Source organism: Vibrio sp. 2304 (assembly GCF_033339475.1).
GTDB lineage: Bacteria > Pseudomonadota > Gammaproteobacteria > Enterobacterales > Vibrionaceae > Vibrio > Vibrio alginolyticus.
The window spans coordinates 577,401-604,050 of record NZ_JAWOUQ010000001.1 but is presented as its reverse complement, the minus strand read 5'-3'; the positions used below and the strand labels follow the sequence as shown (position 1 = coordinate 604,050).

23 protein-coding genes are annotated in these 26,650 nt (G+C 44.6%); 5 read left to right on the top strand and 18 right to left on the bottom strand.

All coding sequences use genetic code 11. The features are described from left to right. Window positions 1-26: 26 nt before the first annotated feature. On the bottom strand, window positions 27-2,453 hold the full coding sequence (locus R7P64_RS02800) for a M9 family metallopeptidase (protein ID WP_213969313.1): 2,427 nt from the start codon (window positions 2,451-2,453) through the stop codon (window positions 27-29). A 448-nt stretch (window positions 2,454-2,901) separates the two neighbouring features. Here R7P64_RS02800 and R7P64_RS02795 point away from each other — a divergent pair, with 448 nt between their 5' ends. Beyond that, window positions 2,902-3,879 (top strand): hypothetical protein, encoded by a 978-nt coding sequence (locus R7P64_RS02795; protein ID WP_262657103.1) that lies wholly within the window; start codon window positions 2,902-2,904, stop codon window positions 3,877-3,879. 31 nt (window positions 3,880-3,910) lie between these two features. Here the strand turns inward: R7P64_RS02795 and accD are convergent, their stop codons facing one another. After that, window positions 3,911-4,774 carry an acetyl-CoA carboxylase, carboxyltransferase subunit beta gene (gene accD, locus R7P64_RS02790; RefSeq protein WP_017821534.1) on the bottom strand — a complete coding sequence of 288 codons (864 nt, stop codon included), beginning with the start codon at window positions 4,772-4,774 and terminating at the stop codon, window positions 3,911-3,913. Between the two features lie 141 nt (window positions 4,775-4,915). On the opposite strand from accD, the gene R7P64_RS02785 reads away from it, so the two are divergent. Beyond that, window positions 4,916-5,815, top strand: a complete 900-nt coding sequence (locus tag R7P64_RS02785; protein WP_262657104.1) for a LysR family transcriptional regulator — start codon at window positions 4,916-4,918, stop codon at window positions 5,813-5,815. Window positions 5,816-5,963: 148 nt separating this feature from the next. Here R7P64_RS02785 and R7P64_RS02780 read toward each other — a convergent pair whose 3' ends face one another. Together R7P64_RS02780 and R7P64_RS02775 are read right to left on the bottom strand one after the other, a co-directional pair. Further along, window positions 5,964-7,523 carry a methyl-accepting chemotaxis protein gene (locus R7P64_RS02780; RefSeq protein ID WP_017635256.1) on the bottom strand — a complete coding sequence of 520 codons (1,560 nt, stop codon included), beginning with the start codon at window positions 7,521-7,523 and terminating at the stop codon, window positions 5,964-5,966. A 550-nt stretch (window positions 7,524-8,073) separates the two neighbouring features. Next, the gene (locus tag R7P64_RS02775) at window positions 8,074-9,150 is read right to left on the bottom strand and encodes a nickel/cobalt efflux protein RcnA (protein ID WP_318123147.1); all 1,077 of its coding nucleotides are present in this window, start codon (window positions 9,148-9,150) and stop codon (window positions 8,074-8,076) included. 135 nt (window positions 9,151-9,285) lie between these two features. Between R7P64_RS02775 and rcnR the strand changes: the two genes are divergently transcribed. Next, window positions 9,286-9,558: a Ni(II)/Co(II)-binding transcriptional repressor RcnR gene (gene rcnR / locus R7P64_RS02770; protein ID WP_005375370.1), complete on the top strand. Its 273-nt coding sequence runs from the start codon at window positions 9,286-9,288 to the stop codon at window positions 9,556-9,558. 266 nt (window positions 9,559-9,824) lie between these two features. Here rcnR and R7P64_RS02765 read toward each other — a convergent pair whose 3' ends face one another. From R7P64_RS02765 to ltnD, 6 genes are all read right to left on the bottom strand, one after another. Next, window positions 9,825-11,318, bottom strand: a complete 1,494-nt coding sequence (locus R7P64_RS02765; protein ID WP_005375369.1) for a GntP family permease — start codon at window positions 11,316-11,318, stop codon at window positions 9,825-9,827. Next, entirely contained in the window at window positions 11,318-12,277 is a 960-nt protein-coding gene (gene denD, locus R7P64_RS02760) for a D-erythronate dehydrogenase (RefSeq protein WP_017635260.1), read from the bottom strand. The genes R7P64_RS02765 and denD overlap by 1 nt, the downstream gene beginning before the upstream one ends. A gap of 61 nt (window positions 12,278-12,338) precedes the next feature. Then, entirely contained in the window at window positions 12,339-13,115 is a 777-nt protein-coding gene (gene otnI, locus R7P64_RS02755) for a 2-oxo-tetronate isomerase (protein WP_005375365.1), read from the bottom strand. After that, entirely contained in the window at window positions 13,115-13,762 is a 648-nt protein-coding gene (locus R7P64_RS02750) for an aldolase (RefSeq protein ID WP_005385078.1), read from the bottom strand. The genes otnI and R7P64_RS02750 overlap by 1 nt, the downstream gene beginning before the upstream one ends. Before the next feature lie 11 nt (window positions 13,763-13,773). Beyond that, the gene (gene otnK, locus R7P64_RS02745; RefSeq protein ID WP_318118462.1) at window positions 13,774-15,030 is read right to left on the bottom strand and encodes a 3-oxo-tetronate kinase; all 1,257 of its coding nucleotides are present in this window, start codon (window positions 15,028-15,030) and stop codon (window positions 13,774-13,776) included. A 25-nt stretch (window positions 15,031-15,055) separates the two neighbouring features. Beyond that, window positions 15,056-15,964 carry an L-threonate dehydrogenase gene (gene ltnD / locus R7P64_RS02740; protein WP_213872607.1) on the bottom strand — a complete coding sequence of 303 codons (909 nt, stop codon included), beginning with the start codon at window positions 15,962-15,964 and terminating at the stop codon, window positions 15,056-15,058. 274 nt (window positions 15,965-16,238) lie between these two features. On the opposite strand from ltnD, the gene R7P64_RS02735 reads away from it, so the two are divergent. Further along, entirely contained in the window at window positions 16,239-16,997 is a 759-nt protein-coding gene (locus R7P64_RS02735) for a DeoR/GlpR family DNA-binding transcription regulator (RefSeq protein ID WP_005375354.1), read from the top strand. Window positions 16,998-17,175: 178 nt separating this feature from the next. On the opposite strand, the gene R7P64_RS02730 is transcribed toward R7P64_RS02735, so the two are convergent. From R7P64_RS02730 to ppiC, 6 genes are all read right to left on the bottom strand, one after another. Further along, complete coding sequence (locus R7P64_RS02730) at window positions 17,176-18,930, bottom strand: ABC transporter permease subunit (RefSeq protein WP_411912802.1); 1,755 nt, start codon at window positions 18,928-18,930, stop codon at window positions 17,176-17,178. Between the two features lie 4 nt (window positions 18,931-18,934). Then, on the bottom strand, window positions 18,935-20,449 hold the full coding sequence (locus tag R7P64_RS02725) for an ABC transporter substrate-binding protein (RefSeq protein ID WP_318123146.1): 1,515 nt from the start codon (window positions 20,447-20,449) through the stop codon (window positions 18,935-18,937). After that, the gene (locus R7P64_RS02720) at window positions 20,439-21,287 is read right to left on the bottom strand and encodes an ABC transporter ATP-binding protein (protein WP_213972862.1); all 849 of its coding nucleotides are present in this window, start codon (window positions 21,285-21,287) and stop codon (window positions 20,439-20,441) included. Before R7P64_RS02720 ends, R7P64_RS02725 begins: the two co-directional genes overlap by 11 nt. Before the next feature lie 20 nt (window positions 21,288-21,307). Then, a complete protein-coding gene (locus R7P64_RS02715) occupies window positions 21,308-22,069 on the bottom strand; it encodes an ATP-binding cassette domain-containing protein (RefSeq protein WP_213972863.1) in 762 nt (253 codons plus the stop codon). A gap of 172 nt (window positions 22,070-22,241) precedes the next feature. Beyond that, window positions 22,242-23,546, bottom strand: a complete 1,305-nt coding sequence (locus R7P64_RS02710) for an MATE family efflux transporter (protein ID WP_005375345.1) — start codon at window positions 23,544-23,546, stop codon at window positions 22,242-22,244. Window positions 23,547-23,889: 343 nt separating this feature from the next. Next, window positions 23,890-24,231 carry a peptidylprolyl isomerase PpiC gene (gene ppiC, locus R7P64_RS02705; protein WP_080276970.1) on the bottom strand — a complete coding sequence of 114 codons (342 nt, stop codon included), beginning with the start codon at window positions 24,229-24,231 and terminating at the stop codon, window positions 23,890-23,892. A 214-nt stretch (window positions 24,232-24,445) separates the two neighbouring features. On the opposite strand from ppiC, the gene R7P64_RS02700 reads away from it, so the two are divergent. Then, window positions 24,446-25,360, top strand: a complete 915-nt coding sequence (locus R7P64_RS02700; protein WP_213972864.1) for a chemotaxis protein — start codon at window positions 24,446-24,448, stop codon at window positions 25,358-25,360. Between the two features lie 80 nt (window positions 25,361-25,440). Here the strand turns inward: R7P64_RS02700 and R7P64_RS02695 are convergent, their stop codons facing one another. Further along, window positions 25,441-25,977 (bottom strand): ATP:cob(I)alamin adenosyltransferase, encoded by a 537-nt coding sequence (locus tag R7P64_RS02695; RefSeq protein ID WP_132936321.1) that lies wholly within the window; start codon window positions 25,975-25,977, stop codon window positions 25,441-25,443. 97 nt (window positions 25,978-26,074) lie between these two features. Continuing rightward, window positions 26,075-26,605, bottom strand: a complete 531-nt coding sequence (gene hutZ / locus R7P64_RS02690; protein WP_005375331.1) for a heme utilization protein HutZ — start codon at window positions 26,603-26,605, stop codon at window positions 26,075-26,077. Window positions 26,606-26,650: the final 45 nt, after the last annotated feature.

Below are 26,650 nucleotides of genomic sequence, written 5' to 3'. Positions count from 1 at the left end.
TCTCGACTTTAGTTAATCGAATTTTTTTAGTTGAAGTGCACTAGCATTTCAACGTCATCGCCTTGCTCTGGAGCCTGAAGAGCGAAGTGCACGTACCCTGCTTCAGTAACAGGAATCGCAAGGTATTCATTGCTGCCTGCATAGTTGGACGCATACTCGTGCTGCTCTACTGTAGGCCAATGCTCCCTACTCGCGTATAGATCGACATTACCAGTTTGAGAGTGAGCCGTTAGCCATACACGAACCTCTTCAACACCTTCAGGCACATAAACTGCTGCATAACGCTGCTTGTGAACGGTAAGCATTTTGGCTTCACCAGACTCTAATACCACAGGTGCTAAATCATCTTGCACTTGGGTTGGCGGTGTTTGCGCTTCCACTTCTAACGCAGCCACAAGATTCACTGAGTCATAGCTATCACGTCCAGTTAAGCTGATGTAGTAACGACCCGCTTTAACGTAACCATCTTGCTCTGGTTCAAACACAATCTCTTCATTGCTGCCATCAGCATATTGACTCATTTCGAAATCATAGTAATGCGCGACTTTGTTGTAGCTCATGTAAAGATCCGCATCACCCGCACCCTCAATAGATACATTGAAGTTAACGGTGTTGGCTGGAACATCAACGTAGAACAGTTTTTCGCTGTATGCTTCGCCACTGAGCTGAAGGCTTTGGTTCGCCGTCAATTCAGTCACTTGTGCTTCAGGGCTTGTTGGCTCTGTTGGCTCTTCTGGGTCTGTATCAGGTTGCTCAGGTTCCACTTTTAATGTGTCCAACCAACGTTCAAACTCAGCATCGTATTGTTGACCTAAAGACGTCACCTGCTGTGCCCATTGTTCGAACTGGCCAGAGCGCGACAATGCCAACAAGCTTTCGACGTCTTGTGGATGATTTTCTAACATGAATCGAACAGCTAGATAACCCCAACGATAGATACGATTGGTATCGTGAGAGTACGTGGTATCAAACACAGTGGAAAGGCTAAGTTTACCATCTGCAATCAGCTCAATCGCAGCTTGGTAACCTTGCTTGTAATGCATGTATTCAGCAAAACCTTCTAGCCACCAAACAATATGACCATGAGCCAAGTTATCGCTGAACGAACCGTATTGGTTAAATCGTGCATCTAAATAGTGCGTGTATTCATGTTCTAGGTTCAAGATAGAGAGATCTTCACCATTCGCGTAGCGATAAGCGACGAAACGCGCAGTATTTTCCGCTTTTGAAGGGTCACCTTCTAGGTACTGACCACCGTTGTCCGTTGTATTACCAAATAGGAATGAAGAGTAATCAACGTAACTAGCGTTACTCGCGAATACCGCCACTTCAACACGATCATTCAAATCATCAGCGACAGGTTGATTACCCGTATTCGCAACTCGATGGAAGTCGGCTTCTTTTGCCGCTAGCACTTCACACGCTTTCGCTGCTTGAGCATCGGTCAGATCTTCAGAGCGAATAATGGCAGGTCCCTGACATTCAAAACGATTTGGCATTACACGTGCAGCTAAATCTTGCTTGGCTTGCTCAATATTCAGACCATTTAGGCCTTCTGGTGCGTAGTAGCTCATCATTTCAACGGCAGCAAGCCATAGTTTGTCATGCTCACTACCCAGTGGATAACGCTGCATCACCTGTTGCATTACTGCCAATGCTTTGCGTTTGGTCTCCTGATCTGGGCTCGCGAGCAAACGACCAGTTTCACGTAATGCATTGAAAACGATAAAGCTTGCATCCGTATCTAATGCCCAAGCATTATCAGATGCGAATTTCACCAACGTATCAATATGGTGTGTATTGTTTGCCATGTATCGGTAGAACGCATCGTTCGCCGCATGGCCTGCCATAGAGCGGAACAAGTTGTTTAAACCATCAACCCATTGCGTGTCCTGCGCGGTTTCACGATTAAAGTGCATCAACGCGGCCATCATGCTATCCATGGTCAGCGGCAACTGCTTAACGTTATCAACCATCAAAGTCAGGCTCTTCATTGCACCAACTTGTTCACGACCTTGATCCAAAGCATGAGGGTTGTTTAGGAATAGGTTCGTCGACTGAGCAAAACGCTGACTCAACGCTTGCGAAAACTCGGGTGTACCAGTACCAGCGTTGTAGCGAACGTAGTAGGCCGCTCGAATAAATTCGCCTAGGTTCTCTAGAATACGAGCTTGATCTGCTTCACCACGATAGCGAGCGATTTCTTGATCCAGCGCGACTTGGATACGGCTTAGGCTCGCTTCACTATAGATATCATTCAGCGTTTCTGAAGGTGCTGAAAACCAAGCGTGGTAGCAATCATACTCAGCACCAGAAACGGCAGTAGCCAGATCTCGCGATTGTTGTAAATCAGCAACAGCACACTGATTTTGTGCAAAAGAGAAGCCAGACACACTCGCTAGCATACAAGCAAGCGCCAAACGATGGCGCGGGAAAAAACGGATATGAGACATAACAACACTCATTGATTATTAACATACATTGAGTGGGGGTTTATATTCTTTACAGCTCAAACAGTGAAATCAGTGTCATAAAATTTATGAAACCGCTCCCAAAAATAGGTCTTTTACTCTAATTAAATGGGAGCAATCCCACTCCAAAAAAACTCACAATTATCAATAAAAACATTAATTTACCTTTTTCTAAATAACGACTTTATGAGGAAAATTGCCTTTAAACGCCCCCCTTAACTCTTCCAGATAGAGTTCACGACAATCAAAGGTTCTAAATTAAATTTTGATGCTTAATACCATCTATTTTTATTTGTGACTCATTCCCAATAAGTCATAGAGTGCATATCAAAAGGTTGGCATTAATGGTAAATTCTCCGCCAAATCAAACACATTTACTCCTCCAGTCATTGATGAGTGAATAAAGCAGATATTTGGCTAGGGATAATACATGTCACTTTGGGGATTTTTGGGAGCGGGGATTGCCTACTTCATGACAACGTTTGCCTTTGTTTTTGGCGGCATTTTTTGGTTATGTGCTGAAGGTAATACATTAAGAGAAACAAAGCGCCAATCATCAATAATGTCCGGGGTTATTGCTTGTACTATTGGAACTTGGGTGCTTGCTTTTGGTGTTTACGTTTACGGTTACTTTTGGGATAACTCTTCTCACTATTATTTTTATTTGCTCGCTCCATGGGGACTTGCCATTTTTGGGGTAAAACTTCGTAACCGCTGGGTTAAGCAATACGCGCGTGTAAAACACGCAAAAGAAGAACAGTGGCAAAAGCGCTGGCGAGAATTATTAGGGGAAGATACTGAAGAGCTTCCACCATATACACATGATTACGAGCTCTACTCGGGCATTTGGCAAGCCAATGAAGCGCTCCAAGAACAGTGTTTCGCAGCCCTTCCTCACGGGAAAGCAGTCTACGAGAGAGTGAAAGCCTTCCAAACGATGGCCTCCCCCGCTGGTGGCATAAACAATCAAGTTTTGCTGAGTAAACTCGATCAACTAGAGGATGAAATCATTCAAGTTCTTGAGCAACACTCGCAAAAGAAAGTAAGCATTGAAACTGGCGCAGGTACTTTACAAAAAGAGTCAAAACGCAATGTTTATCACCATGAGAATGGCCCAACAGAAGAGCAACTGTACGACTCAATCAACCTCCAACATGATTTGGATCGAGAGCTACGCAACATTATCTATGATCGGCTCGGTTACGATGGCGAAGATGAGTACTTTTTCCTCCAAGCGCCACTCGGAGAGCTTACCGAGGATGAAACCGCAATCAACTGGATGCTCTGGGGGTTAGTAAGCGACCATTTTGCTGTTGACCCATACCAAACGGCGTTGGATCTCAGCCTAATGAATGCGGAACCAAGATGGGGGCAAAATGAACGGTTTGTAATGATTACGGCTCAATAAACGCAAGTACTAAGTCTAACTTTAATACAACCTATTCTGAGACCACCCTCGCGTTGGTTAACTTAGCCAGTAAGCGGCCAACGCGATCGCGCATTTCACGTCTATCGACAATCATATCTAGCGCACCATGCGCTAGTAAAAATTCACTTCGCTGAAACTCGTCTGGTAGCTTTTCACGTACCGTTTGCTCAATGACCCGTCTTCCCGCAAAGCCAATACTTGCTTTAGGTTCACCAATATTGATGTCTCCTAACATGGCTAAACTCGCCGAGACGCCGCCATAAGTTTGGTCCGTCAATACTGAGATATAGGGTAATCTGTGCTCAGATAAGTGGTTTAACGCGGCGCTGGTTTTTGACATTTGCATGAGTGCCACCAAAGACTCTTGCATGCGCGCCCCTCCGCAAGCGGAAAAACATACTAACCCAGATTTTGTATTAATTGCGCTTTCAACTGCTCGGACAAACTTCTCGCCAACCACTGCGCCCATCGAGCCTGCCATGAAAGAGAATTCGAATGCACACGCAACAACAGGCAGCCCCAATAACTTGCCCTCCATCACCACCAACGCATCTTTTTCTCCAGTCGTTTTCTGTGCTAAAGCAATTCGCTCTTTATATCGCTTTAAGTCTTTAAAACCCAAAATATCTTGTGGCTCCAACTCACTTGCCAACTCTTGTTGTGTTCCATGGTCCAGAAAAGAGATCAACCTTTGACGCGCAGCCATTCTCATGTGATATGAGCATTTAGGGCATACTTCCAAATTTTCTTTTAACGCGGCACGATAAAGTATTTGTTCACACTCAGGACACTTTGTCCAAACGCCCTCAGGGATAGACGCTTTGCGCGAACCTATTATATTTTTATTCTCAAATAACCGTTCTAACCAGCTCATAAATTCACCACTATTGATTACGTTCTAGCGCGATATCTCGTTGTTTGTTCGCTTAAACTTGTAAATAAAATTGTATGTAACTTAGTACAGGGATAAAGTGCGATATGCTGGCTTGATAATCCAATAAAGTGGGATAATGAAATGTTTGATAACGTTGACCAAATCTGGTTAAAAAGTTTTCACTGTGTTTATGAGAACAACAGCTTTAAGCGAGCCGCTGAGTGTTTGAATATACCAACATCAAATATCAGCCGACACATTGCCCTGCTTGAAGAAAAGTTAAACATTAGGTTGTTCAATAGAACAACAAGGCGAATGACGCCTACCGAGGCTGGAGAAGAGCTCTATAGCAGCACTCGTCCGTTATTGGAGCAACTCAACGCCGCACTAGAAACGGTAACGCGCCACTCACACACGGTAACAGGGGAACTGCGAATTCTTATGCCAGACACACCTGTACTCGCCAAAGCGGTTGTCACCTTTTGCACGCAATACCCGTCAATCTCTTTGTCTTGCGATACAACGCTAAACCCTAAAGATGATGTTATTGACAGCTTTGATGTCATTTTGAGTTTTCATAGAGGGACTTTGTCAGACAGTAACTGGGTGGCGAGAGAGATAAAACGCTGGCCCAGTGCCATTTTAGCCGCGCCTCAACTAATTGAGAAATACGCCACCCCTCACAAAATTACGGATCTAAGTCATGTTCCCTGCATCACGACGCTTACCGCAGTAAATGGTGCACCATGGGTATTCAGAAGCCCTGCTGGGGGCCATATTACTCAAACTGTGCAATCTTCATTCAAAGTAAACAGCGGTCATCTCGCCAGATATGGCGCGTTATCAGGGCTTGGGTACGCAATATTGCCAATTGAGTCATGCCAAAATGAGATCAAAAATGGTGAGCTAGAAATCGTCACTCTAGAGTACGAACCTGAGGATTTAGTGCTTTACGCCTTTTACTCGTCTAGAAAACATGTAGCTAAGAAAATATCTATGTTTGTTGAACATTTAAAGCAAAATGCGAAACTTAACGCTTAGCTAAGCTTTACTCAACTAATTTATCATATTTTGTTTTATCGTCTAGAAAGGACAGACACCGCTAAGCGATTTGAGACTCGATTTTTTCAAATAAAAAAGCCAGCAATTAACATTTACTGGCTTTTTATTAAAGAGGGTCAGTTGGCGTTTAGATTCTAAACGCTCCTACGTGACGATCGAGTGTTCGCGATAGCTCCGCGAGTTGTTGACTTGATTCTTCTAGTTGCTCACTCGCCGTTAGCGCACTTTTCACTGAGTGGCTGACGGTATCCATGTTCATATTAATTTCGTTTGCTACCGTTGATTGCTGTTCTGTTGCGGTTGCTACTTGAGTATTGATATCTGAAATAGTCGTCACTTGTGCAGCTATTGCTTCTAAAGCCTGTCGAGCTAACTCAGTTTCTGCCGTTCCTTCTTCAATAAGAGTCTTACTATTACTCATTGAATTCACCGCACTTTGAGCTTCAGTTTGTAGCTGGTGAATCATATTGTCAATTTCATCGGTAGAATGAGCCGTTTTAGTCGCTAGGTTGCGAACTTCATCAGCGACTACTGCAAAACCTCGGCCGGCATCACCAGCGCGTGCCGCTTCGATAGCCGCATTGAGAGCCAATAGATTGGTTTGCTCCGAAATACCTCTAATCACCTCTAGAATACTACCAATCGACTGAGTATTTTCAGCAAGACTCACGATAATGTTGGAAGTGCTGTTCATCTCGTTTTCAAGATTAGTCATCGCCGTTTTGGTTCTTTCTAGCGTCGTGTAGCCATCTTGCGCTTCATTACTTGCTGCACTCGCAGCATTTGCCGCTCCGGCAGCATTGGAGGCAATTTCATTGACCGTCGCAATCATTTCGTTCATGGATGTGACAACCAGCATGGTTTGCTCGTTCTGCTCTTGCCCTCTTGTGAGCGCTTGTTGAGATTGCCCACGCAAAGCGACAGCTGAACTATTAAGCTCCACACCAGTATTTACAACTTGTGTAATAATCTCATGTACTTTCCCAACAAAAACGTTGAAAGCAGAAGAAATTTGCGCGACTTCGTCATTACCTTTCGCTGGCAAACGAACGGTTAAGTCTCCGTCTCCTTTTGAGATGTCTTGTAGAGCGTCTTTAAGCGCAGAAAGCGGTCTCATCAGTTTATTTAGCAGAAGTGACAGAATCAAAACACACATAACGAAGATCGCCACCATAGAGATCAACTGGTAAGTAATAATTCCATTCGTCGCTTGGCTCACTTCAGTAATAGGAATACCGATATCAAAAGTACCGTATAACTGACCATCCACATAAATTGGTGCCATGATGTCAAACACCCATACTTTCTGGACATCGGCATACCACTTTGAGTACTGTTGAACACCTCTCGTCGCGCCTTCAACAGTATATTCATCGTTATAGGTTTTGTTCAGCTTGTGCTTATCACTGTGGGCTACTGCCGTTACGTTACGGTCAATTACAACGGCATAACTCACGTCTGAACGTTGTTTCAGCCCCTCAACAAGCGATTGTAAATCTTGCATTGGATTGGCTGAGTTCTCCAAGATATAACTCGCATTTCCCGCTAGAAACTCAGCTTGAACTTGGGATTTGTTTAAGATGATGTCATCGATTTTCTGACTCGAAATTAGGTACGTTGATGCCATACTCGCCACGACAGCAATACCAAACATGGCGCAGACTGCTAATAAGATGATTCTTTTCATTATAATTGTCTCAATACAATTCAATTGATGCTCATTAATCGAGCGCTAAGCCTTTCTTCTCCAAAACCAACCAAACTGCATTTTGGGTCTGTTTGGCAGAGCAAGACATAACTTTATAACTATGTATCTGCTTGGTTCCCGATTACTTTAGACAGAAGGAAAAAAAGTCTTCAAAACGTCACATTTCTACGAGGTTTGGCGAAGGGACGAGTACGCAAAAGGAAACGTTTGCATAGTTAAAGTTAACTATGCGACCAAATTGGTATCGAACATTAAAGAAAAGACTTCTAATTAGCGTTTTGACCGTCGGGAGCACTGTGGTCAGTGCTCCCGTTTTATCATTTAGTATCTCAGGTTCAGATATTAGAGCCACAATCGCAGCGGTTGTAATACAAGATGTTTGGTGAAGCGAGAATGACTTGGTTTGTAGATATGGCAGCGATGTCAGATCGAGTGATTCTCAATCAAGAATCGGCAGCAAAATAGGCAAACCAAGGCATGAAGCTATTACCCATGCAAAAAGAAAGGAAAAGAATCTTTACCACAGAGTTTAACTTGTCAGCGATATGTATCCATGCATACCCATGTACAAACCAACTGCACTGATCAAGACGCCCGATAAGTAAGGAGCTCGACGTGCAACATCATTCAAACCGCTCCATTTAGATGTCGCTTTTTGCACGCCCACTGCTGCCACAACGCCAACAGCAACCAGAGTCAAGGCTAAGCCAATACTGAATGACACAACTAATGTCGCACCAAGAGTCATTGCCTTAAGCTGCAAACAGATAAGCAAAACCGTTACCGCAGCAGGGCATGGAATCAAACCGCCCGTTAATCCAAACAGCAGAATTTGCCCATTCGTCACGTCTCGATTCTCAAAGCGTTTTTGAATGTCTAAAGCGTGAGCGCGTTCGTGAGCATCTTGATATTCCTTATCTTCGCTTTCTAAATGAGAACCAGGACGAAAATGTACATCAAAGTCATGGGTATGATCATGGTGCCCGATGATCAAAGTGACAGAAAGTCCATTAGAGACTTCAATGCAAGACGCCGATTCCAAGTATCCATCACGCTCTATAAAGTGATAAATATCAGCAGGTTGATAACCATCACTCGATACCGAAACCTTGATACCTTCAGCAGTTAAAGGTTTACCGCTGAGTGTTCGCAACTGGAAACGGTGATGGTCCCCTTCCTGTGTAATCGAAAGCGAAACATGCCCATGTCCTGTATCCACAACTTGCGTCGTCCAGTCGCGAGCATGATCCTGAGCTTTGTTCCAAGCTCGCTCATCGCTCCATGTCCGCCAAAACATCCATACGCCGGTTGTCACGATAATGACTCCAGAGATAAGTTGCATCCATGGTTCAGCCGCTTCAGCGGTGAATTTCTGGCTAATATACATCCCGCCAACAGCGATTAACCATACAATTATAGTGTGAGAAAGTGTGGCAGCTAAACCCAGCATCACGGCTTGTTTGACCGTTCCTTTCACCGCGACAATGAACGCCGCCATCATCGTTTTAGAGTGCCCAGGTTCTAAACCATGCAAGGCGCCAAGAAAAATGGCACTGGGAATAAAGAACCACCCATTACCTTGTTGTAGTAACGCGACAAAATCCATTGTTGTTCTCTGTTGTTGATTCTAATTTATCGCAAACTATACTCCCCCCTAGTATTAAATACTACCCCCCAGTATAAATTGAGTGCTACATTATCAGTTAGAATAACTCGGCCCGTAACTTAAAGAAGATAAGACATGTCGCATACAACCAGAGATCAAAAGAAGCTCAACACTCGAGTCAGTAAAATACAGGGTCAGGTGAATGGACTTAAAAAAATGCTGGAAGAAGAGCATGAATGCCAAGATGTGTTGCAGCAGATTGCCGCTATTCGGGGAGCAGTAAATGGTTTGATGCGAGAAGTAATTAAAGGTCACTTACTTGAACACGTCGTACTTGAGGAAGACAAAACTCAACGTGAAAAAGATATGGAAGTCGTATTAAAAGTACTGGACTCTTATATAAAGTAACCCTACTTCGCTAGAGTAAAATCACTAGAGTTAAACTCGAATAGAACCTTTATAGGTAATCGCTTACTAAGCGGGAAATAACAATTCCATTTCATATTGATTAAGTTGAAAACGGAACCTATATCGGTTCAATTTAAATAGTTTATTTATAAGAACTAAAACGGCCCAAACATAGGGCCGTTCATATTATTAACAATCTCTAAACCATCTGATAAAAATACATGTTGTGATAGGTTTTTACTTTATGGAAGAGTACAAGTAAACCTTTATACCTCTTGTAATTCGACGTGCTTAGCGCTGTAAGATTTTGTAAATGCAACACACCCCAAAAGTACAGCAAGTGGTAACACGGGATCAAAGATTGAACCATGAGATCCGAAGAATAAGTTAAGAATCATGACTAATGAACCACCAATAGCCCAAGCAATTGTTGTTGGAATAGTCCAAATAATGAGTTGTTTCTTAACCTCAGTCACCCCCATTAGTCGATTAACAATATGGAATAGCGAGTCATTAAAGTAGCCAGCAAATAGAGATCCCATCGTAGCTGCCGTCGCTGCGAATAAAAGGTTAACGTCAGGAATATTTACTAAAACTGGGGCAGATATAGAAGCAGCGGTTATCATGGAGACTGTACCAGAGCCCTGAATAATACGAACTAACGTCGCAATAATAAATGGAATCATAACCGCAGAAATAGGAAGCCCCGCAACTTGGTTAGCAATCTCTGCGCCCGCACCCGTTTCACGCAATACGGCACCTAACGCGCCACCAGCTCCTGTTACTAACAAAATGATGCCACAAGTGGAGATTCCTTGTTCCATCTTTTCATTCGCTTCTTCTTTGGTAAGGTTATTACCCAATGTGTAAACCGCTAATAACGTCGCTATTGATAGTGCAATAGTAGGGCTGCCGATAAAAGCGATAAATTGACCAAATGTTGTTGCAGTCAGCCCTTCGAAACCGAAAGTCCCCTCTAATAAACCCATCACTGATTTCGCAAGTATAAGTAAAATAGGGATAATAATTGGAGCGATAGATTTACTTAAAGATGGTAGGTCTTTCGCTTCTTTACTTGCAATGTACTCTTTGTGATCATTAATCAGTTGCTCACTAGACTTCGAGAAATGTTCGGTTGGAATGAATTCAGGAAACTGCTTTTCTAACCATCTTGCATACCAAACAATACCCATGACACAAGGCGCTGCGATCATCAAACCAAAACCTAACATGCTGGCAAGATCGACACCAAAGATACCAGCAACGCCCAAAGGTCCTGGAGTCGGCGGAATAGCGTGATGCGCTACGACCAAGCCGCCCGCCAGAGCAACCGTAAGCGTTAAAATCGAGCGATTGGACGTTTTTGACAAAGACTTCGCAATTGGATAAAGAATGATAAGCGCGCTATCCACAAAGATTGGGATGCTAACAATATAGCCAGTTACAGCAAGAGCGGCCTCTTCTTTCTTTTTTCCTAACCACTTTATAAAATTATAGGCAATACTTTCTCCTGCTCCAGAAGCCTCTAAAATAGCCCCCATCATAACGCCGAGACCGATAACAATCCCTATACCGCCTAATGTTCCACCAAATCCTTTGCTAACGGTCGCAATCGTGTCGTCAACACTTAACCCACCAATAATACCTGCGATACATGCCGCAATTAACATCGCAATTAACACATGTACTTTTGTACGTAATACAAGAAAAACAAGGACTGATACGGCTACTATTAGTCCAATTACTGAGGTTGGTAACATTAGACAATCTCCATATTGTTAACAGAAATAAATTGTTGTAATACATCCTTGAAATTACTGTCTGCTTTAAATCCAAGCTCCAGTTCTTTAGTACAATCAATTTTTTGTGGCCAACTACTCACAATACGATCAATACCCGCATCATGCTCATAGGTAATATAATTAGAAAGTTGTTTACCCATTAGAGTGTCCATTGTTTGAATCATCTCAGCTGGTGTAGTTTGAATACCAGGTAAATTAAGCGTTCTATAGGACAGATTATTTAACTGCTCATAAGGCATTAGCCCTGCATATTGAATATTGTCCACCACTCTAGACGGGCTCGATATCCAAAGTTTTAGCGTAGGGTCTACAGGACAATTTGATTCTTGAGCATTCAAAGGCTCACGAATAATTCCGCTTACGAAAGAGCTAGCGGCAAGGTTTGGTTTCCCAGGGCGAATACAAATAGTCGGTAAACGTACGGATACAGCTTTAACAAAGCCTTTACGGGCATAGTCGTTCACCAATAACTCACCTATAGCTTTTTGCGTCCCGTAGGATGACTGAGGATGAAGTGCTGTTATTGGTGTAATCGTTTCCGGAAGATCACCACCAAATACAGCTAAAGATGAAGCAAACGTAAAACGAATATTAGGGTTTACTTTACGGCAACGCTCAAGCAATAACTGTGTGGTCGTCAGATTTACAGCTACGCCTAAATCAAAATCTTGCTCAGCATGGCTCGATACAATTGCCGCTAAATGAAAAATGTGTGTCGTTTCGGCAGTAATAACTTGGTCTATATTTTCTCGCTTTGTCATATCCATGACTAAAGAAACGACTCGGTCATCAATGCCCTCTAAGCGCGACTTTTGAATGTCGACAATAGTAATACTTTCAGCTTTGTTTTCTTTTAGTAGTGATTTGGCAAGTAGGGTTCCGAGAAAACCCGCCCCTCCAGTTATGATAATATTCATAGTCACGACCCTTTGTTTTTGTAATTGGTTTCAAGTTATTTATGGATAGAAATTAAAATTGTTATAGGTATGGTTTAACCCAACTAAGGCCCAGCTGCGTGCTATGCCTTGGGTTGTATTCACAACCGATCCAGCCTTGGTAACCAGAGTCATCCAAAACATTGAATAGGTGTGGGTAATTCAGTTCGCCTTCCGATGGTTCGTGCCTTTCAGGCACAGAAGCAATTTGAATATGGCCTGTGTATGGCGCCACATCGCGAATCAACGTACTCAGATCACCGTCCATAATTTGTGCGTGATAGAGATCGAGCTGCAATTTCACGTTTGGACGAGCCACTTGTTTGATGAGTTCCACCGCTTCACGTTGATGTGCAACAAAGTAGTTCGGTACATCGCGATTGTTGAGTGGCTCAATCATCAGCTCAACACCATGTTCGGCAAACTTATCCGCTGCATAACGAATGTTTGAGATAAAGGTTTCAATATGCTGATCACGAGTGAAGCGTGAATCAACAATGCCAGACATAGCGTGAACCTTTTTACAGTTCAGTGCCTTGGCGTACATCAGCGCAGTCTCGACACTCGTTTTAAATTCATCCTCACGCCCCGGAATAGCTGCAAAACCTCGTTCACCTGCATCCCAATCACCTGGAGGCATGTTGAATAACGCTTGCTCAAAACCAAACTGCTGTATCTTGCTTGCTAGTTCTTGCGCTTCGAATGCGTATGGGAAAAGGTATTCCACCGCTTTGAAGCCCGCTTGGTGTGCTTTTTCGAAACGATCTAGAAAAGGAACTTCTGTGAATAACATTGTCAGATTTGCCGCGAATTTAGCCATTACTTACCTCTCCCTTTTAGGTCTTGAATCTCAGTATCCGTTAAATAGCGGATGTTGCTGTCTTTAAGAATGAACGCTAGCTTCGCTGTCTCTTCTAGCTCTTCTGCGTTATCTACTGCATCTTCAAAGTCCGTACCCGTGATCACTGGACCATGGTTCGCCAGGAGGAAAGCTCGGTAGTCACTAGCCCGTTGCGCAAGTTCTTCAGCAATCTGAGGGTCGCCCGGGCGCAGGTACGGAATCACTGGCAGTTCGCCAATGCGCATTACAAAGTAAGGTGTAAAAGCTTTGATGGCATTCTCGCGATCTAGACCTTCAAGACAAGAAAGCGCCGTCAAGTAAGTAGAATGCAGATGCACAATCGCATTACACTTTGAGTTATTTCGATAAATCGCCAGATGAAAAGCCACTTCTTTTGATGGCTTTTCACCAGAGATATGGTTGCCATCAATATCTACAACCGAAAGCTCTTCAGCAATCAAGCGGCCGAACGAAGAACCAGTTGGCGTTGCCAGAAAGTGTCCATTAGGCAGTTTTAGAGAAAGGTTGCCAGCGCCGCCAGTCGCATAGCCACGTTCAAACATAGAGCGCGCCATAGTGACCATTTGCTCTCGCAGTTGTTGTTCTGTCATCAATTCTTTATTCATCACAACCTCACCTATTCAAAAAACGACTGTGCTTTGGCAAAGAAGTGTTCATCGCCGAAGTTGCCCGATTTCAGAGCCAAAGAAAGCTCGCCTTCAAGTGACTTCACCCAAGGTACACCTGGTGCGATTTGAGGACCGATATGAAAACCTTTTACGGCTAGGCTTTGGGTTACAACCCCTGAGGTTTCCCCACCCGCAACGATGAAATTTTTCACACCGTGCTGCTGAAGTTTGATTGCAAGTTGGCTAAAGAATTGTTCAACCGCGTGACTTGAAGCATGCGCGCCAAACTCTTGTTGAATCGCTTTTAACGCCGCTGCATCTGCGGTTGCGTAAACCAGTGGTGCGAACTCGCTTTCGATGTTGGTCATGACCCAATCAAACACTTGATTTAAGTAATCTTCTTCCGTCAGACACGCCTTCACATCAATAGCAAAGTGTGGCGCTTTTTCTTTGTAAACAGCGACCTGTTGGTTGGTCATGACAGAACAAGATCCAGATAACACAACGGTTGGTGCCTTTTTAGGGTTCCCCTCTTGCTTCGCATCACTTTGATCTTCAAGGTTCTCTATCCAGTTCTTAGCAATACCCGCAGCCAAACCAGAACCACCAGTTACCAGTTTTAGAGACTTCGCCGCTTGGCCAAGTGTGACAAGATGCTCTGCATTGAATGCATCAACCACTGCATAGCGGTTACCTTGTACTTTTAGCTCTTCAAAGCGCTCAATTACCGCTTTTGGACCTTGTTCAATTATTTGGAAGTTTACCAGGCCAGATTTGCCTTGAGATTGAGCATCCATCATACGAACTAGGCTTGAATCAGTCATTGGTGTCACAGGGTGATTACGCATACCTGAGTCGCTTAGCAAGTCTTGGAATACAAATAGATGGCCGTTGTAAACTGTGCGACCATTCACTGGTAATGATGGGCATACAATGGTGAACGCTTCACCTAGCTCTGCAAGCAGTGCATCCGTTACAGGACCAATGTTACCTTCTGCTGTGCTGTCAAACGTTGAGCAGTACTTGAAGTAAAACTGCTGACAGCCATTTGCTTGCAGCCACTTAAGCGCAGCTACTGAATCCTCGATTGCCTCATCTACAGGACAGGAGCGAGATTTAAGACTGATCACGACCGCATCTGCATTTACATCAATCTCTTCTTTTGGAATACCGTTAAGCTGAACTGTGCGCATGCCGTTTTCTACAAGAAAACCTGCGATGTCTGTTGCGCCAGTAAAGTCGTCTGCGATAACGCCTAATAACATCATTTTTTCTCCGTTTTACGTGCGCTTACTTCTGTTTGTTTTCTACACCTGGAAGCTCAATACCATCAAAAATCTTGATAACGGCACTGTCGTCTTCCTGGCCAAAACCAGCATTGCTTGCACTCAAAAACATGTTTAGTGCTGTGCTTGATAGAGGAAGTGGAAATTTGAGATCTTTTGCTGTGTCCGATACGAGGTTTAGATCTTTCACAAAGATGTCGACCATAGATTTAGGGGAGTAGTCACCATCAACTACATGCTTCATGCGGTTCTCAAACATCCAAGAGTTACCCGCTGCATTCGTCACCACGTCGTACATCAGGTCAAGAGGAATGTTTGCACGTGCCGCTAATGCCATTGCTTCAGCACCAGCTGCGATATGAACACCTGCTAGCAATTGGTGGATAACCTTCACAGTTGCGCCTAGGCCAATCGCTTCACCGATGTTGTAGACTTTAGCTGCCGTTGCGTTGAGTACTGGTTCAAGTGCATCAAATGTGCTTTGCGCTCCCGACGCCATAATAGTCATCTCACCTAATTCTGCTTTTGCAGCACCACCAGATACCGGTGCATCAAGCATCACAAGATTGTGTTCTGCCAATTTCGCTTCAATTTGTTTTGCGTCTTCTGCTGAGATGGTTGCTGAAACCATTACTGGCGTATTCGGCTTAAGCGCTGTAGCAAGACCGGTTTTGAACAAGACCGTGTTAACTTGAGCTGCGTTCACAACAAGAACTAGAACCGAATCAAGCTTATCTGCAAACTCAACTGCATTTGTAGAAACAGCTTTTGCACCGAATGAACCTAACTCTTCAAGCGCTTGAGAATTTAAATCGAAACCATAGACATCTAGGCCTGCACGCACACATGACTTTGCGGCGCCCATTCCCATAGAGCCTAAACCGATAACACCTACAGATTGAACTTCACTCATAAAAACAATGCCTTCTGGTCTATTAAACTTTGTTAATTCTTGTTTGGTTGGTGTGATTATATGTGAAGATTAATACTAAGACCTCGCTTTAAATCACATTTTTTCACACAAATTAACAATGTCGTGATATATACCTCTTTATAGGCAGAGATATTCCGAGCAGTTAACACAAGCGAAGGCTGTTCTTACAACGTTGAGAACATAATTCACAGATATTCACAACAAATGAAAAGATTGGTAGGATACTGAAAAACAAGAATATAGAAGTGAAACTATGATCCCAGCAGAACGTCAAAGAACCATATTATCCCTGTTATCACATCAAGAAGTGTTAAGCATTTCAGATTTAACCGACCACCTTGGCGTATCACATATGACCATTCGTCGTGATATCGTGAAGCTTGAATCCTCAGGTAAAGTCGTTTCTGTTTCTGGTGGAGTGCAACTCGCTCAAGCTCTACATTCCGAACTTTCCCATGATGCGAAGGTCGAGCAACAAGCGGATGAAAAAATTCAAATTGGTAAGCTGGCGGCTACGTTAATTGGTCAAGACGCTACGATTTACTTGGATGCGGGAACAACCTCTCTAGAAATCGCCCATCAAATAGCAAATCGTAATGATCTTTTAGTGATCACCAATGACTTCTCTATTGCTGCTTTCCTTATGACGCACAGTGAATGTGAGCTTTACCACACTGGGGGAAAAATTGACCGCGAGAACCAATCCACCATTGGAGGAAAAGTCGCAGAGTTCTTGAATGGGCTAAATATTGATATCGCCTTTATTTCGACTTCATCTTGGAGCTTGAAAGGCTTATCAACACCTAATGAAAATAAAGTTCTCGTTAAAAAAGCAATCATCAAGGCGGCACAAACCAATTATCTGATCTCAGACTCAACTAAATACGGTCAGATAGCGAGCTTTCATGCATTAGACATCGAGCAATTGGACGGAATTATTACCGATCGAAACCTATCCGAAGTGGTCACTCAAGAATTAACGGATAAAGGATTACGTGTGTATAAAGAGTAACACTACCTAAACATCTGAGTTCGCGTAACTTTTATACTCGTTAATTTATAGGTGCTTCCAATATACATAGACCGTGCTGTGTACTTTCTGGCAGAAAACACATCCTTTTGTTTTCTAAATTACCAAATTACTGATTACATCTGGGATATGGAAGCTCACTTCGCTTTATCGCTGCTCGTCACTTGTCATCAAAAATCAAATTCACCGCAATTGCCATCAAAACTAAGCCTAAGATTGGCAGCAAGACACCCAATGGTGAGCGCTCTATGTAAGGCAAGTTTTCAGCAATCAATAAGCCCCACTCAGGTTCGGGCGGCTTAACGCCAAGTCCGATAAAACTCAGAGACGTCAGGCTAAGCGTAATGTAAGGCAAACGCAGAAACGCATGACGAATCAATGGCGGCAGCACATAAGGCAACAAGTAGTAACGGAGTACTCGCCACTGACTGGTTCCCCAAATGGGCGCAAGATGCGTGTAAGGCTGCGCTTTGGCTTCCATCAACAAGCTCGCACAGTGCGCCGCTAATGGTGCCCATGACACCATAACAATCGCAATCAAAGCGCTGTTTGGGTTCATCCCCGTTAGACCAGCAATCAGCAGACCCGCCACAATGTATGGCACACCTTTGGTGATCTCAATTAAGCCTTGGCTATAACGAGTCACGAAGCCGAGCAGCAAACCAATCACCAAACTTAGGAAGGTTGCGATGATGCCCATTTTGATTGTCGACATCATACCGCCGCCAACACGAGCAAGCAGATCTCGACCGACCGCATCGGCACCAAACGGGGCAGCTAAGCTTGGCGATTCAAGGCGGGTAAATTGGATAGTGTAAGGATCGCGCATTAAGGCCCATCCCGCACAACCAATCAGCAAGGCAAAGATTGTCGCACTGACAACACGTTTGGTGGTGCTTTGGGTAAAACGAAACGTGCTGTGACTGCTGATCAACTTGCCACTCGTGACACTGTGCCCGAGTAACCAGCGTTGCAATAAGATGCTCGCACTGCTGATCAACATCGAGAACACCAGCAACACTAACAAACCACCTTGCAGCATCGGCAGATCTTGTGACTTCGCCGCGCCTAAGATCAATCGTCCGATACCCGGAATGGAAAACACTTGCTCCACAGCAACCGCACCGCCGGTTAAACCAATCACCGTCATTGCGATTTGAGGAATCAAGTTACTAACGGCACGCCACAAGGCAAAGCGTAAGATTTGAAACTTACTGACGTTCGCCGATAGCCAAGTGATCACCCAAGGCTCATCTAGTACACGCTTGAGGCTGTCATTGAGCAAGCGACCGAACAAGCCAGCAGCAGGCAATGCCATTGCCAAACTGGGTAGCCAGAGGTTTTGCACGCCTTGCCAACCATAAGGTGGGAACCAACCCAACCAGATGGAAAATACCATGATCAGCAATGAAGCAATCACGTATTCAGGCAATGAAACCAACACCGAACTGAGCGTATCATGATGCTTGTCTAAACGATTCTGTTGCCAACGACGCACGGTGTAAAGCACACTCGCCATGCACATTACAAATGCCATGCCTAACGCTGTAAGCATCAGTAATAGTGACGTTTTTGCGGTTTGTTGAACGCTCTCCATGACGGATGCCCCGCTCACCCAAGAGACACCTAAGTCACCTTGCATGGCAAGCGTCAACCAATCCCACAGTCGCTCAGCAGCGCTGCGGTCAAGTTGAAGATCTTCTCGAATGGCTTGCAGAGCTTCTGCCGTCAGCAATTGTTGAGCACCCGCACGGGCACGGAGGATTGATTGGCTTGGGTCGATACCTGCAATATCCGGCATCAAACCCACCAGCACAACCACTACCCCGAGTGACAGGAAGCGTGACAAAAAACGCGTAAACCATTCAGGCATACAAGCGCTCCAACGAGAGCGCATGTTGGCAACAGACGACATCGAGTTAGTTCACCTCAGTAAACTGGTCGATCAGGCGACGCTCACGTGGATCACGTTGTGCGTTCTTCACGCGGTCACTCTCACCTTGGATTACACGCTCGTGAAGCAGTGGAATCACAGCGTATTGCTCAAGGATTTTGCTTTCTGCTTCGATGATCGCTTGTTGGCGTTTCTCACCCAAAGGCTGACGATCAGCGTGTTTCAATGCTGCGTCCACTTCTTCAGAGCAGAACTGACCTAGGTTGTAAGAACCTTTACAGCTAAAGTCACTTTGCATGTACGCCACTGGGTCACCAGAATCCAACACTGTTGCACGTGACAACAAGAACGCATCGAACTTACCTGCTAGTGCATCGTTTTCGATTTGTGCGTATTCACGAACGTCTAGTTCAACCACAAAGCCAGCCGCTTCAAGTTGTTGCTTTAACAGCACCGCTACTTCTGGCAACTCAGCACGGTCGGTAAATGTACCAATGGTGATCTTCTCACCATTCGCGCGGCGCATTTCCATGGTTTCCATACGAGGGTTCGCATCACGAATTGATTGAGCCCATGCCAATGCTGGACCTAACAGACCTTTTGCTGAATCGGCGTGGTTCTCGTAAACCGTTTTGATGATTTGCTCACGGTTAACCGCTTGAGCAGCTGCTTTACGCAAACCGAACTGGCTAAACACATCTGATTTATTGTTTAGGTAAAGCGTGTTGGTACGCGGCATTGCCACTTCGTGCAGCTGTGAAGATTCCATCATCGCGATTTGCGATACAGGAACCGCTTCAACGACATCCGCCTCACCGGTACGCAGCGCTGCAGCACGAGCAAAACCGTTTGGTACGTATTCCGCAAAAATGCTATCTACTTTCGCTTTTTCACCCCAGTAACCATCAAAACGCTTTAATTTAGCGCTGGTTGTCCCGTTGATTTCTGTCAGAACGAATGGACCCGTACCCGCATTGATTGGCACAACACGACCGTTTTCTTGGTATGCAGCACCAGAAAGGATCGCTAGCTGTGGGCTAGATAGACGGCTTGGCAACAGTGGATCGTTAAAGGTCGTTTTGATTTCAACAGTGAAGTCGTCCAATGCGCGAACTTGCCATTCGATACCATCCAAAATGCGTGGCTTTGGTGCAGCATCTAATGCTTTTTGTAGAGAGTTCACGACCGCGTTGGCATCAAGCTCAGAACCATCGTGGAATTTCACGCCTTTACGTACCTTAAATTGCCACGTCATTGGGTCAACTTGTTCCCACTCTGTTGCCAGCATAGGCTCTGATACCGACTGATCGTTTAGGTTCACTAGCGTTTCTGCCGTGCTCCAACGTGACAGTTTGAACGCGTCATCTGAAAGTGGCGACAAACCTGTGCGTGGTGGTTGCATCATGGCAACGCGAATTTCCGTTGCTTGCGGTGCAGCTGCTTTTCCCGCTTCTGGCTTGCTTTCGCCAGAGTCAAAACAACCCGTCAGCAGTGCGCTTAAAGCCAGCGACAAAGCTAACTTGGGAGTACTAAGGTGCATAAGAAACCTCTCCAATGGTTTTTGTGAATTCATTACTTTTGTGTTGAGCGCTCATCAAGGCTCTCGTGATCAAGTGTGATGGGTTATTTGTCACGTTCCGTGCTGTGCCGTGCTCGACAACGCGTCCTTTGTCTAACACTAGGATTTCATCGCATAGGGTTTGTGCCGCATCGAGGTCATGAGTCACCAAAATCAGGCGCATCTGACGACTCTTTTGAATGCCTGCCAACAAGTCGAGAATCTGTTTACGACTGACGGGATCTAGGCTGCTGGTTGGCTCATCGGCAACCAACACACAAGGCTCGACAATCAAAGCTCTAGCGATAGCCACGCGTTGGGCTTGCCCAACTGATAATTGCTGCGGGTTACGATCCAACAATGTGAGATCCAAACCGACATCCGCCAACACCTTTTCCACCTTCTCGTTGAGCTCTTGCGTCAAACCAATGTTGCTTAGCGGCTCCAGTAAGATCTGGCGAACGGTGTAATAAGGATTCAAGCTCGATTGCGGCTCTTGCGGAATCAATTGAATGTGCTGACACAACTCTTGGCGCTGCTTAGCCGAACTACGCGATAGCGGATAACCACACACATACACTTCACCAGATGTGGGTTTACGAAGACCAAACAGAAGTTCAATCAAGGTCGATTTACCCGCACCAGACGGACCAACAATCGCAATGTTCTTTGTGTCGATGGCAAGATCCAATTGTTCGAGCGCTTTGAACGGTTTGCCCCCTAACCAACTTGGTTTGGAGTAATAGTGAACACTGGCTTGCTCAAAGCGAACTTCCGCCGATTTAGGCTGCGTGTGCCCGCTCAAGTTGTGCTTAGTCAAAATAGGCTCCAGAGATGAGGTTAAGGCAGCAGTTTCGCAAGTTGTTGGCAGAAAGGATGCGAACTTTGCTGAATGGCTTGCCATGGTGCGCCATAAGCCACCATGGTGTTGTCCGCAATCACCAAGACTTTGTCACACGCCAAAGCCGCAGACAGATCGTGCGTGATCAACAAACCACTGATGTTGCGTTGCTGAACACTGCTGCGGAACAACTCAAGGATCTCCGCTTCGGTGATTGGATCGAGCGCACTGGTGGGCTCATCAGCGATGATCAAGTTGGCACTACCAAGCAATGCAATGGCAATACAAATACGCTGGCGCTGACCACCAGATAGCTGACTTGGATGCTGCGCCAATGCTGCTTTTGGATCCGCAAATCCGAGTTGAGACAACAAGGTCGTCACCGTGTCTCGGTTTGCTGAAGACAAGCGCGTTTTGTTGCCCGTCAATGCCAAACACAGTTGTTGTTCGACAGAGGCCAATGGATTCAGTGCTTTGAGTGCATCTTGGAAAATGACCGCGGGACGCTGCGACTGACTGCGTTGCAGCATGACAGTTTGTGCGACTTCACTGCTGTTAAGCTGGATACTTCCGTCTACCCAAATATCAGACGGCAAAAAACCTGCGACGGCTTTCGACAACATGGATTTACCAATGCCGGAAGGTCCCATAATGGCAAGAACTTCACCTTGAAACAGCTCAAAAGAAATGTCTTTGAAGAGTGTGCGCTCTGAGTCTGTAAGGCTGAGATTATTAACGGAGAGTATTGGTCGAGAAATCACGGCATCAAACTAAATGTAATAATATAACATCACAAATAATATCATGCGGGTTAAAGCAAGGAAACCAGTCGGAAAGGTTATTTCATCACCTTTTTCAGATTTATCAGCAAGGGCAGATGGCCCCACCCTTGTTATAAGAACATCTAAATTAGGTCGTTTGTGACAGTGTGAATTAAAGACACTTTTGTTTAACTTGACCGAGGTATGGGAACAAGAAGACAAAACGCCCAACGTAGAACAAAGTGAATGCCAGCCACAAACCGTGATTGCCCCAATATTGCACCGCAATAAATTGAGTCACTAAGAACAAAACCATGGTTAGGAAGGTAGAGTTACGCACTGGTCGCGTCGTCCCTGTACCGGTAAAGATGCCGTAAAACGTAAGACCAAAACCAGCAACCAACGGAAATGCCAATAACCAAGGGCTCATGTCTAGATACAGCTCAACAAGGTTTGGCAAAGTGGTAAATAACGACACCACTTGATGTTTGAACAGCACTAACAGCAAGGTCAAGACAACAACGAACGCCGCGGTCCATTGCGTGTTTAGCTTAATCACGTTATCAAGCAATGTCGGATTCTTCTGGCCTACGGCTTTACCTGCGAAGACGCTCGACGCATTCGCCACACCATCGAACATGTAGCTGACGATAAAGGTCACTTGCATCAAGATTGCGTTCGCAGCAAGCACATCAGAACCAAGCTGAGAGCCTACACGCGCCATCATGTTGAAGAACACCAATAGACACACAGTGCGAAGCAGCAGATCCATATTGGAAGACGCGATAACTTTGAGATCTTTACGCGTCATTTTCGCGGTCTGAATGTAATCAAACAGCGGGAAGCGACAGGTTTTCAACACCAGCACCGCACCAATAACAAACGTCGAAATTTGCGCGATAAGTGTCGCTACCGCAACGCCAGCAATGCCCATATCGAAGTACAACACAAAGACGATATCCAGCACGATGTTCAGCACGTTACCAAACACTTGCGTGAACAAGGTTTCTTTGGCTTTCGCCTGCCCCATCAACCAACCAATCACGGTGTAGTTCAGCAGTACAAACGGCGCACCAAAGATCATGATATCGAAGTAAGTCTTAGCGTTTTCTGCCACGACTGCATCAGGGGAGATAATCAGCTCTGCCCCCATCCAAATCACGGACTGCAACGCAATGAAAATCAAGCCAAGGCAGAGCGAAAGCACGAAAGGACGGAATAAGCTGCTCGCTTGATCTTCTGGGCTATTTTTACCTAATGCGATTGCACTTTGCCCGGTAGTACTGACGCGGAAGAAGCCAAACAGCCAATACAAGGTATTCATGATGACGGTGCCGATCGCTACACCACCAATCATCTCAGCCACACCGAGTTTACCGATCACCGCGGTGTCCACCGCCCCCAATAATGGTTGGGTTACCGTAGAAACGATGAAAGGAAATGCGATTTTAAAATAGTCTTTATGAGTCAGGGACATCTTAAATTATGAACAGGATTAATTTTTATAAGGTCGCTATCATATGCGAATGGCGCCCGAAGATGAACCAAAGTTCGCCAGCAAGGAATAGCATTGATAATTGATACAACCAGCCAACGTATTCTCATACCAAAGCTTGAAATAGGATAACGACTTATGAGAAAAGCCAAGTTAACTGCCTATAAATGAGTTTCTAGTTTGGAAAGATTAGCGTTTGGTGGAGCATGGCAGATCAGAATGTATCTGCCATGTCATAACGGTAGTGATTGGTGAAAAGAGACCGTACAGATGATATTTAATGCTTGTGGGTTTCATCTGACAATGTTTAGGTCGATACCAAGCCTTATGTTCTGTAAAGCACCTTTACAACATGCCAACCGAACTTGGTTTTAACTAGATGCGGCGTTAACACTTCGCCAGAAAAGCACACTTTGTCGAATTGAGGTACCATTTGACCACGGCGGAATTCACCAAGGTCACCACCGCGTTTGCCTGACGGGCAAGTTGAATACTTCTTCGCTAATGTCTGAAACTTTGCGCCTTTTTTCAGTTGCTTGATTATGTCTTCCGCTTGCTCTTTGTGCTTCACAAGAATATGTAATGCGGCTGCTGTATTTGCCATTGATCTATCTCTCACTATTCTGGTCGCGCAAGTGTACCCAATCCTTTTTAACAGACCAAACATTTCTTAATAATAGCTCAGCGGTAAAGGCCCAACTACACGAGGAATATAAAATCGTCTACATAATGAGTTTAAAATACAAACAAGTTTTGCTCAGTTAATCACTATTCTCTAAAAGATTGTCTAAAAAGCTCACATTTGTCTCTCCGATGGTTGAAGCCTTCGTCTGATAAGATTAGATTAGACACAATTCGGTGGTATTTATAAGGTTATTTTCATGGCAAAAGTCGTTAGCAAAGCGAATCAATCTCAGGGTATGTTGATGTTTAAGCTCACCCTGCAACAGAGTTTCGCTATCGGTACGCTAAAAGTCCGTGAAATCGTCCCGTACATGCCAACGACAAAGATCCCTTACTCGCATCATCACGTCATTGGAACCGTTACGATACGTAACTTAACAGTACCAGTGATCGATATGTCAGCGGCTGTTGGCTTTCGTCCTATAAGTGAAGAAGAATATAAAAGCTGCTACTTGATCGTGACAGATTGCTTGCGAACCGTGGTTGCTTTTATGGTTCGTAGTATAGAGAAGATCATTGAGTGCGATTGGAAAGCTATTGAAACGCCACCTCCGAGCGCTGGAAAAAATATTTTCGTGACTGGAATTACTCGCTACGAGGATAAAACGGTTCAAATGCTGGATGTGGAACTGCTACTTTCCAAAATTTATCCGCAGTACGAGAATTCAAAGATCCCAATGCTGACAGATATTGAGCGAGAACGCCTAAAAGCACTCAGTATTCTATTGGTGGATGACTCTTCCATCGCTCGTAAACAGCTATGTGACGCACTCGATAGCATCAATATTGGGTATCAAATCTGTAAAAATGGTTTAGATGCATTGGAACTGATGAAAAGTGACGCTGCGGCTCATCGCCCAATTGATATTCTGGTCAGCGATATTGAAATGCCCGGATTAGACGGTTATGAGTTAGCATTTGAAGTTCAGAATAATTCCTCTCTGAACCATTCATACCGCATTTTACACACATCGTTATCGAGCGAAATCTGTCTAGACAGAGCTCACCAAGTTGGCGCGCATGAGGCACTTGAGAAATTCAATGCAGGAGAACTAATCGAAGCGATGCTTCGCGGAGCAAAAGAGCTAGAAGCCAAAGCTATGACTTCTTAACTCTTATTGGACGACTTGATTTGAGAATATAATGCAGTGCTTGTCCTATCCCTGATGCTCACATCCGCTAATTTCTCAGCTCACTTCTTTGGCATCGCGTAACTACGAGAAACGAATTCCGTCTCTTTGACTTGGTGAGCATGATTAATATAAGAAGCTAGGCTGTAAAGTACATTCGCTAATAAGTTCGCGTAACGAAACAAAATAGGTGCGGGCTGCTTCTTACCTGTATGTTCAACGGCAACTAATGCTCGTACCGTTTTTTTAGCTTGGCAACGGCACAAATGCAATTGACTGGCTGCCGGGTGCCCTCCGGGTAGAACAAAGCCTTTGAAGCCGCCATCAATACGTTGCTTGAGCAAAGCATAATCGGCCTTTAACTCTTCAACTTCCGTCTCTGTAATCGCTAATTTTCCGCGAACCGAACCATTTAGATGATAAACATTAGGCTGCATTCTTGTCAGTATATCGCGGCTAAACTTGTCCAATTCCATAGCGAGAACAAGGCCAATACGACTACAAAGTTCATCTGCTGTAATTTCAAAGTCACAAACCGGACTGTCCTCGTAAATAAACGGATAGCAAATCTCGCTCAATTCCTTGCTTACAGGTTTCATGCTTTTGTTCCAATATAAAAAAGGGAGTCAGTATAACCTAACTCCCTTTAAACGTTCATTATGCCAAATGATCGACATTCATATGATCGGTTTACAATCAGGCACTTTCGACTTTCTTATGACCTTCTTGAAGGTGAACAAAATCTACTAAATCATCACCAGACACTTGATACGCCTGACCAAAACCTTTAACAAATAGCCCCGATTCTGGCTTTAAGTTGAACAACACGAAATCCTCTAGCTGGCTTAGACCATCAATAATCTCACCAAAACGCTCTTTCATTTGTCCAACAACTTGTTGCCACATCTCTGTGTCTCGCTCAACTACATTCGCTACCGCATCAAAAGTTAAGCGCTTACGAGCAAACAGCTGCTTTGAAGACTCTTCATCTTCGATCATCATCAATGAAACATTTGGATTTTCTAAAAGGTTACGGGCATGACGAGCGATTTTAGAAATGAGAACGAAATAACCTTCCTGGTTTTGGACATAAGGCGCGTAGCTTACATTCGGGCGACCTTCTGCATCGACAGTTGCAAGCTGAAGTGTACGACGCTCCTGACGGAACTCTTTGATCTCTGGCCCTAAACGACCTTGCAAACGCTCTTGTTTAACTTGTTGATCCATATTGATACCTGACTTTACTAATTAGTATTCGAGTTAAGCCTCGAT

What these genes read in the sequence shown, in the direction of transcription:
- rcnR (WP_005375370.1), top strand. Translation starts at nt 9,286, where the DNA reads ATGTCGCATACAACCAGAGATCAAAAGAAGCTCAACACTCGAGTCAGT.
- R7P64_RS02780 (WP_017635256.1), bottom strand. Translation starts at nt 7,523, where the DNA reads ATGAAAAGAATCATCTTATTAGCAGTCTGCGCCATGTTTGGTATTGCT.
- R7P64_RS02750 (WP_005385078.1), bottom strand. Translation starts at nt 13,762, where the DNA reads ATGAATAAAGAATTGATGACAGAACAACAACTGCGAGAGCAAATGGTC.
- R7P64_RS02735 (WP_005375354.1), top strand. Translation starts at nt 16,239, where the DNA reads ATGATCCCAGCAGAACGTCAAAGAACCATATTATCCCTGTTATCACAT.
- accD (WP_017821534.1), bottom strand. Translation starts at nt 4,774, where the DNA reads ATGAGCTGGTTAGAACGGTTATTTGAGAATAAAAATATAATAGGTTCG.
- R7P64_RS02700 (WP_213972864.1), top strand. Translation starts at nt 24,446, where the DNA reads ATGGCAAAAGTCGTTAGCAAAGCGAATCAATCTCAGGGTATGTTGATG.
- otnK (WP_318118462.1), bottom strand. Translation starts at nt 15,030, where the DNA reads ATGTTATTAGGCGTTATCGCAGACGACTTTACTGGCGCAACAGACATC.
- R7P64_RS02765 (WP_005375369.1), bottom strand. Translation starts at nt 11,318, where the DNA reads ATGTTACCAACCTCAGTAATTGGACTAATAGTAGCCGTATCAGTCCTT.
- R7P64_RS02775 (WP_318123147.1), bottom strand. Translation starts at nt 9,150, where the DNA reads ATGGATTTTGTCGCGTTACTACAACAAGGTAATGGGTGGTTCTTTATT.
- otnI (WP_005375365.1), bottom strand. Translation starts at nt 13,115, where the DNA reads ATGGCTAAATTCGCGGCAAATCTGACAATGTTATTCACAGAAGTTCCT.
- ppiC (WP_080276970.1), bottom strand. Translation starts at nt 24,231, where the DNA reads ATGTTTGGTCTGTTAAAAAGGATTGGGTACACTTGCGCGACCAGAATA.
- R7P64_RS02710 (WP_005375345.1), bottom strand. Translation starts at nt 23,546, where the DNA reads ATGTCCCTGACTCATAAAGACTATTTTAAAATCGCATTTCCTTTCATC.
- R7P64_RS02730 (WP_411912802.1), bottom strand. Translation starts at nt 18,930, where the DNA reads ATGTCGTCTGTTGCCAACATGCGCTCTCGTTGGAGCGCTTGTATGCCT.
- R7P64_RS02795 (WP_262657103.1), top strand. Translation starts at nt 2,902, where the DNA reads ATGTCACTTTGGGGATTTTTGGGAGCGGGGATTGCCTACTTCATGACA.
- hutZ (WP_005375331.1), bottom strand. Translation starts at nt 26,605, where the DNA reads ATGGATCAACAAGTTAAACAAGAGCGTTTGCAAGGTCGTTTAGGGCCA.
- denD (WP_017635260.1), bottom strand. Translation starts at nt 12,277, where the DNA reads ATGAATATTATCATAACTGGAGGGGCGGGTTTTCTCGGAACCCTACTT.
- R7P64_RS02695 (WP_132936321.1), bottom strand. Translation starts at nt 25,977, where the DNA reads ATGAAACCTGTAAGCAAGGAATTGAGCGAGATTTGCTATCCGTTTATT.
- R7P64_RS02785 (WP_262657104.1), top strand. Translation starts at nt 4,916, where the DNA reads ATGTTTGATAACGTTGACCAAATCTGGTTAAAAAGTTTTCACTGTGTT.
- ltnD (WP_213872607.1), bottom strand. Translation starts at nt 15,964, where the DNA reads ATGAGTGAAGTTCAATCTGTAGGTGTTATCGGTTTAGGCTCTATGGGA.
- R7P64_RS02800 (WP_213969313.1), bottom strand. Translation starts at nt 2,453, where the DNA reads ATGTCTCATATCCGTTTTTTCCCGCGCCATCGTTTGGCGCTTGCTTGT.
- R7P64_RS02725 (WP_318123146.1), bottom strand. Translation starts at nt 20,449, where the DNA reads ATGCACCTTAGTACTCCCAAGTTAGCTTTGTCGCTGGCTTTAAGCGCA.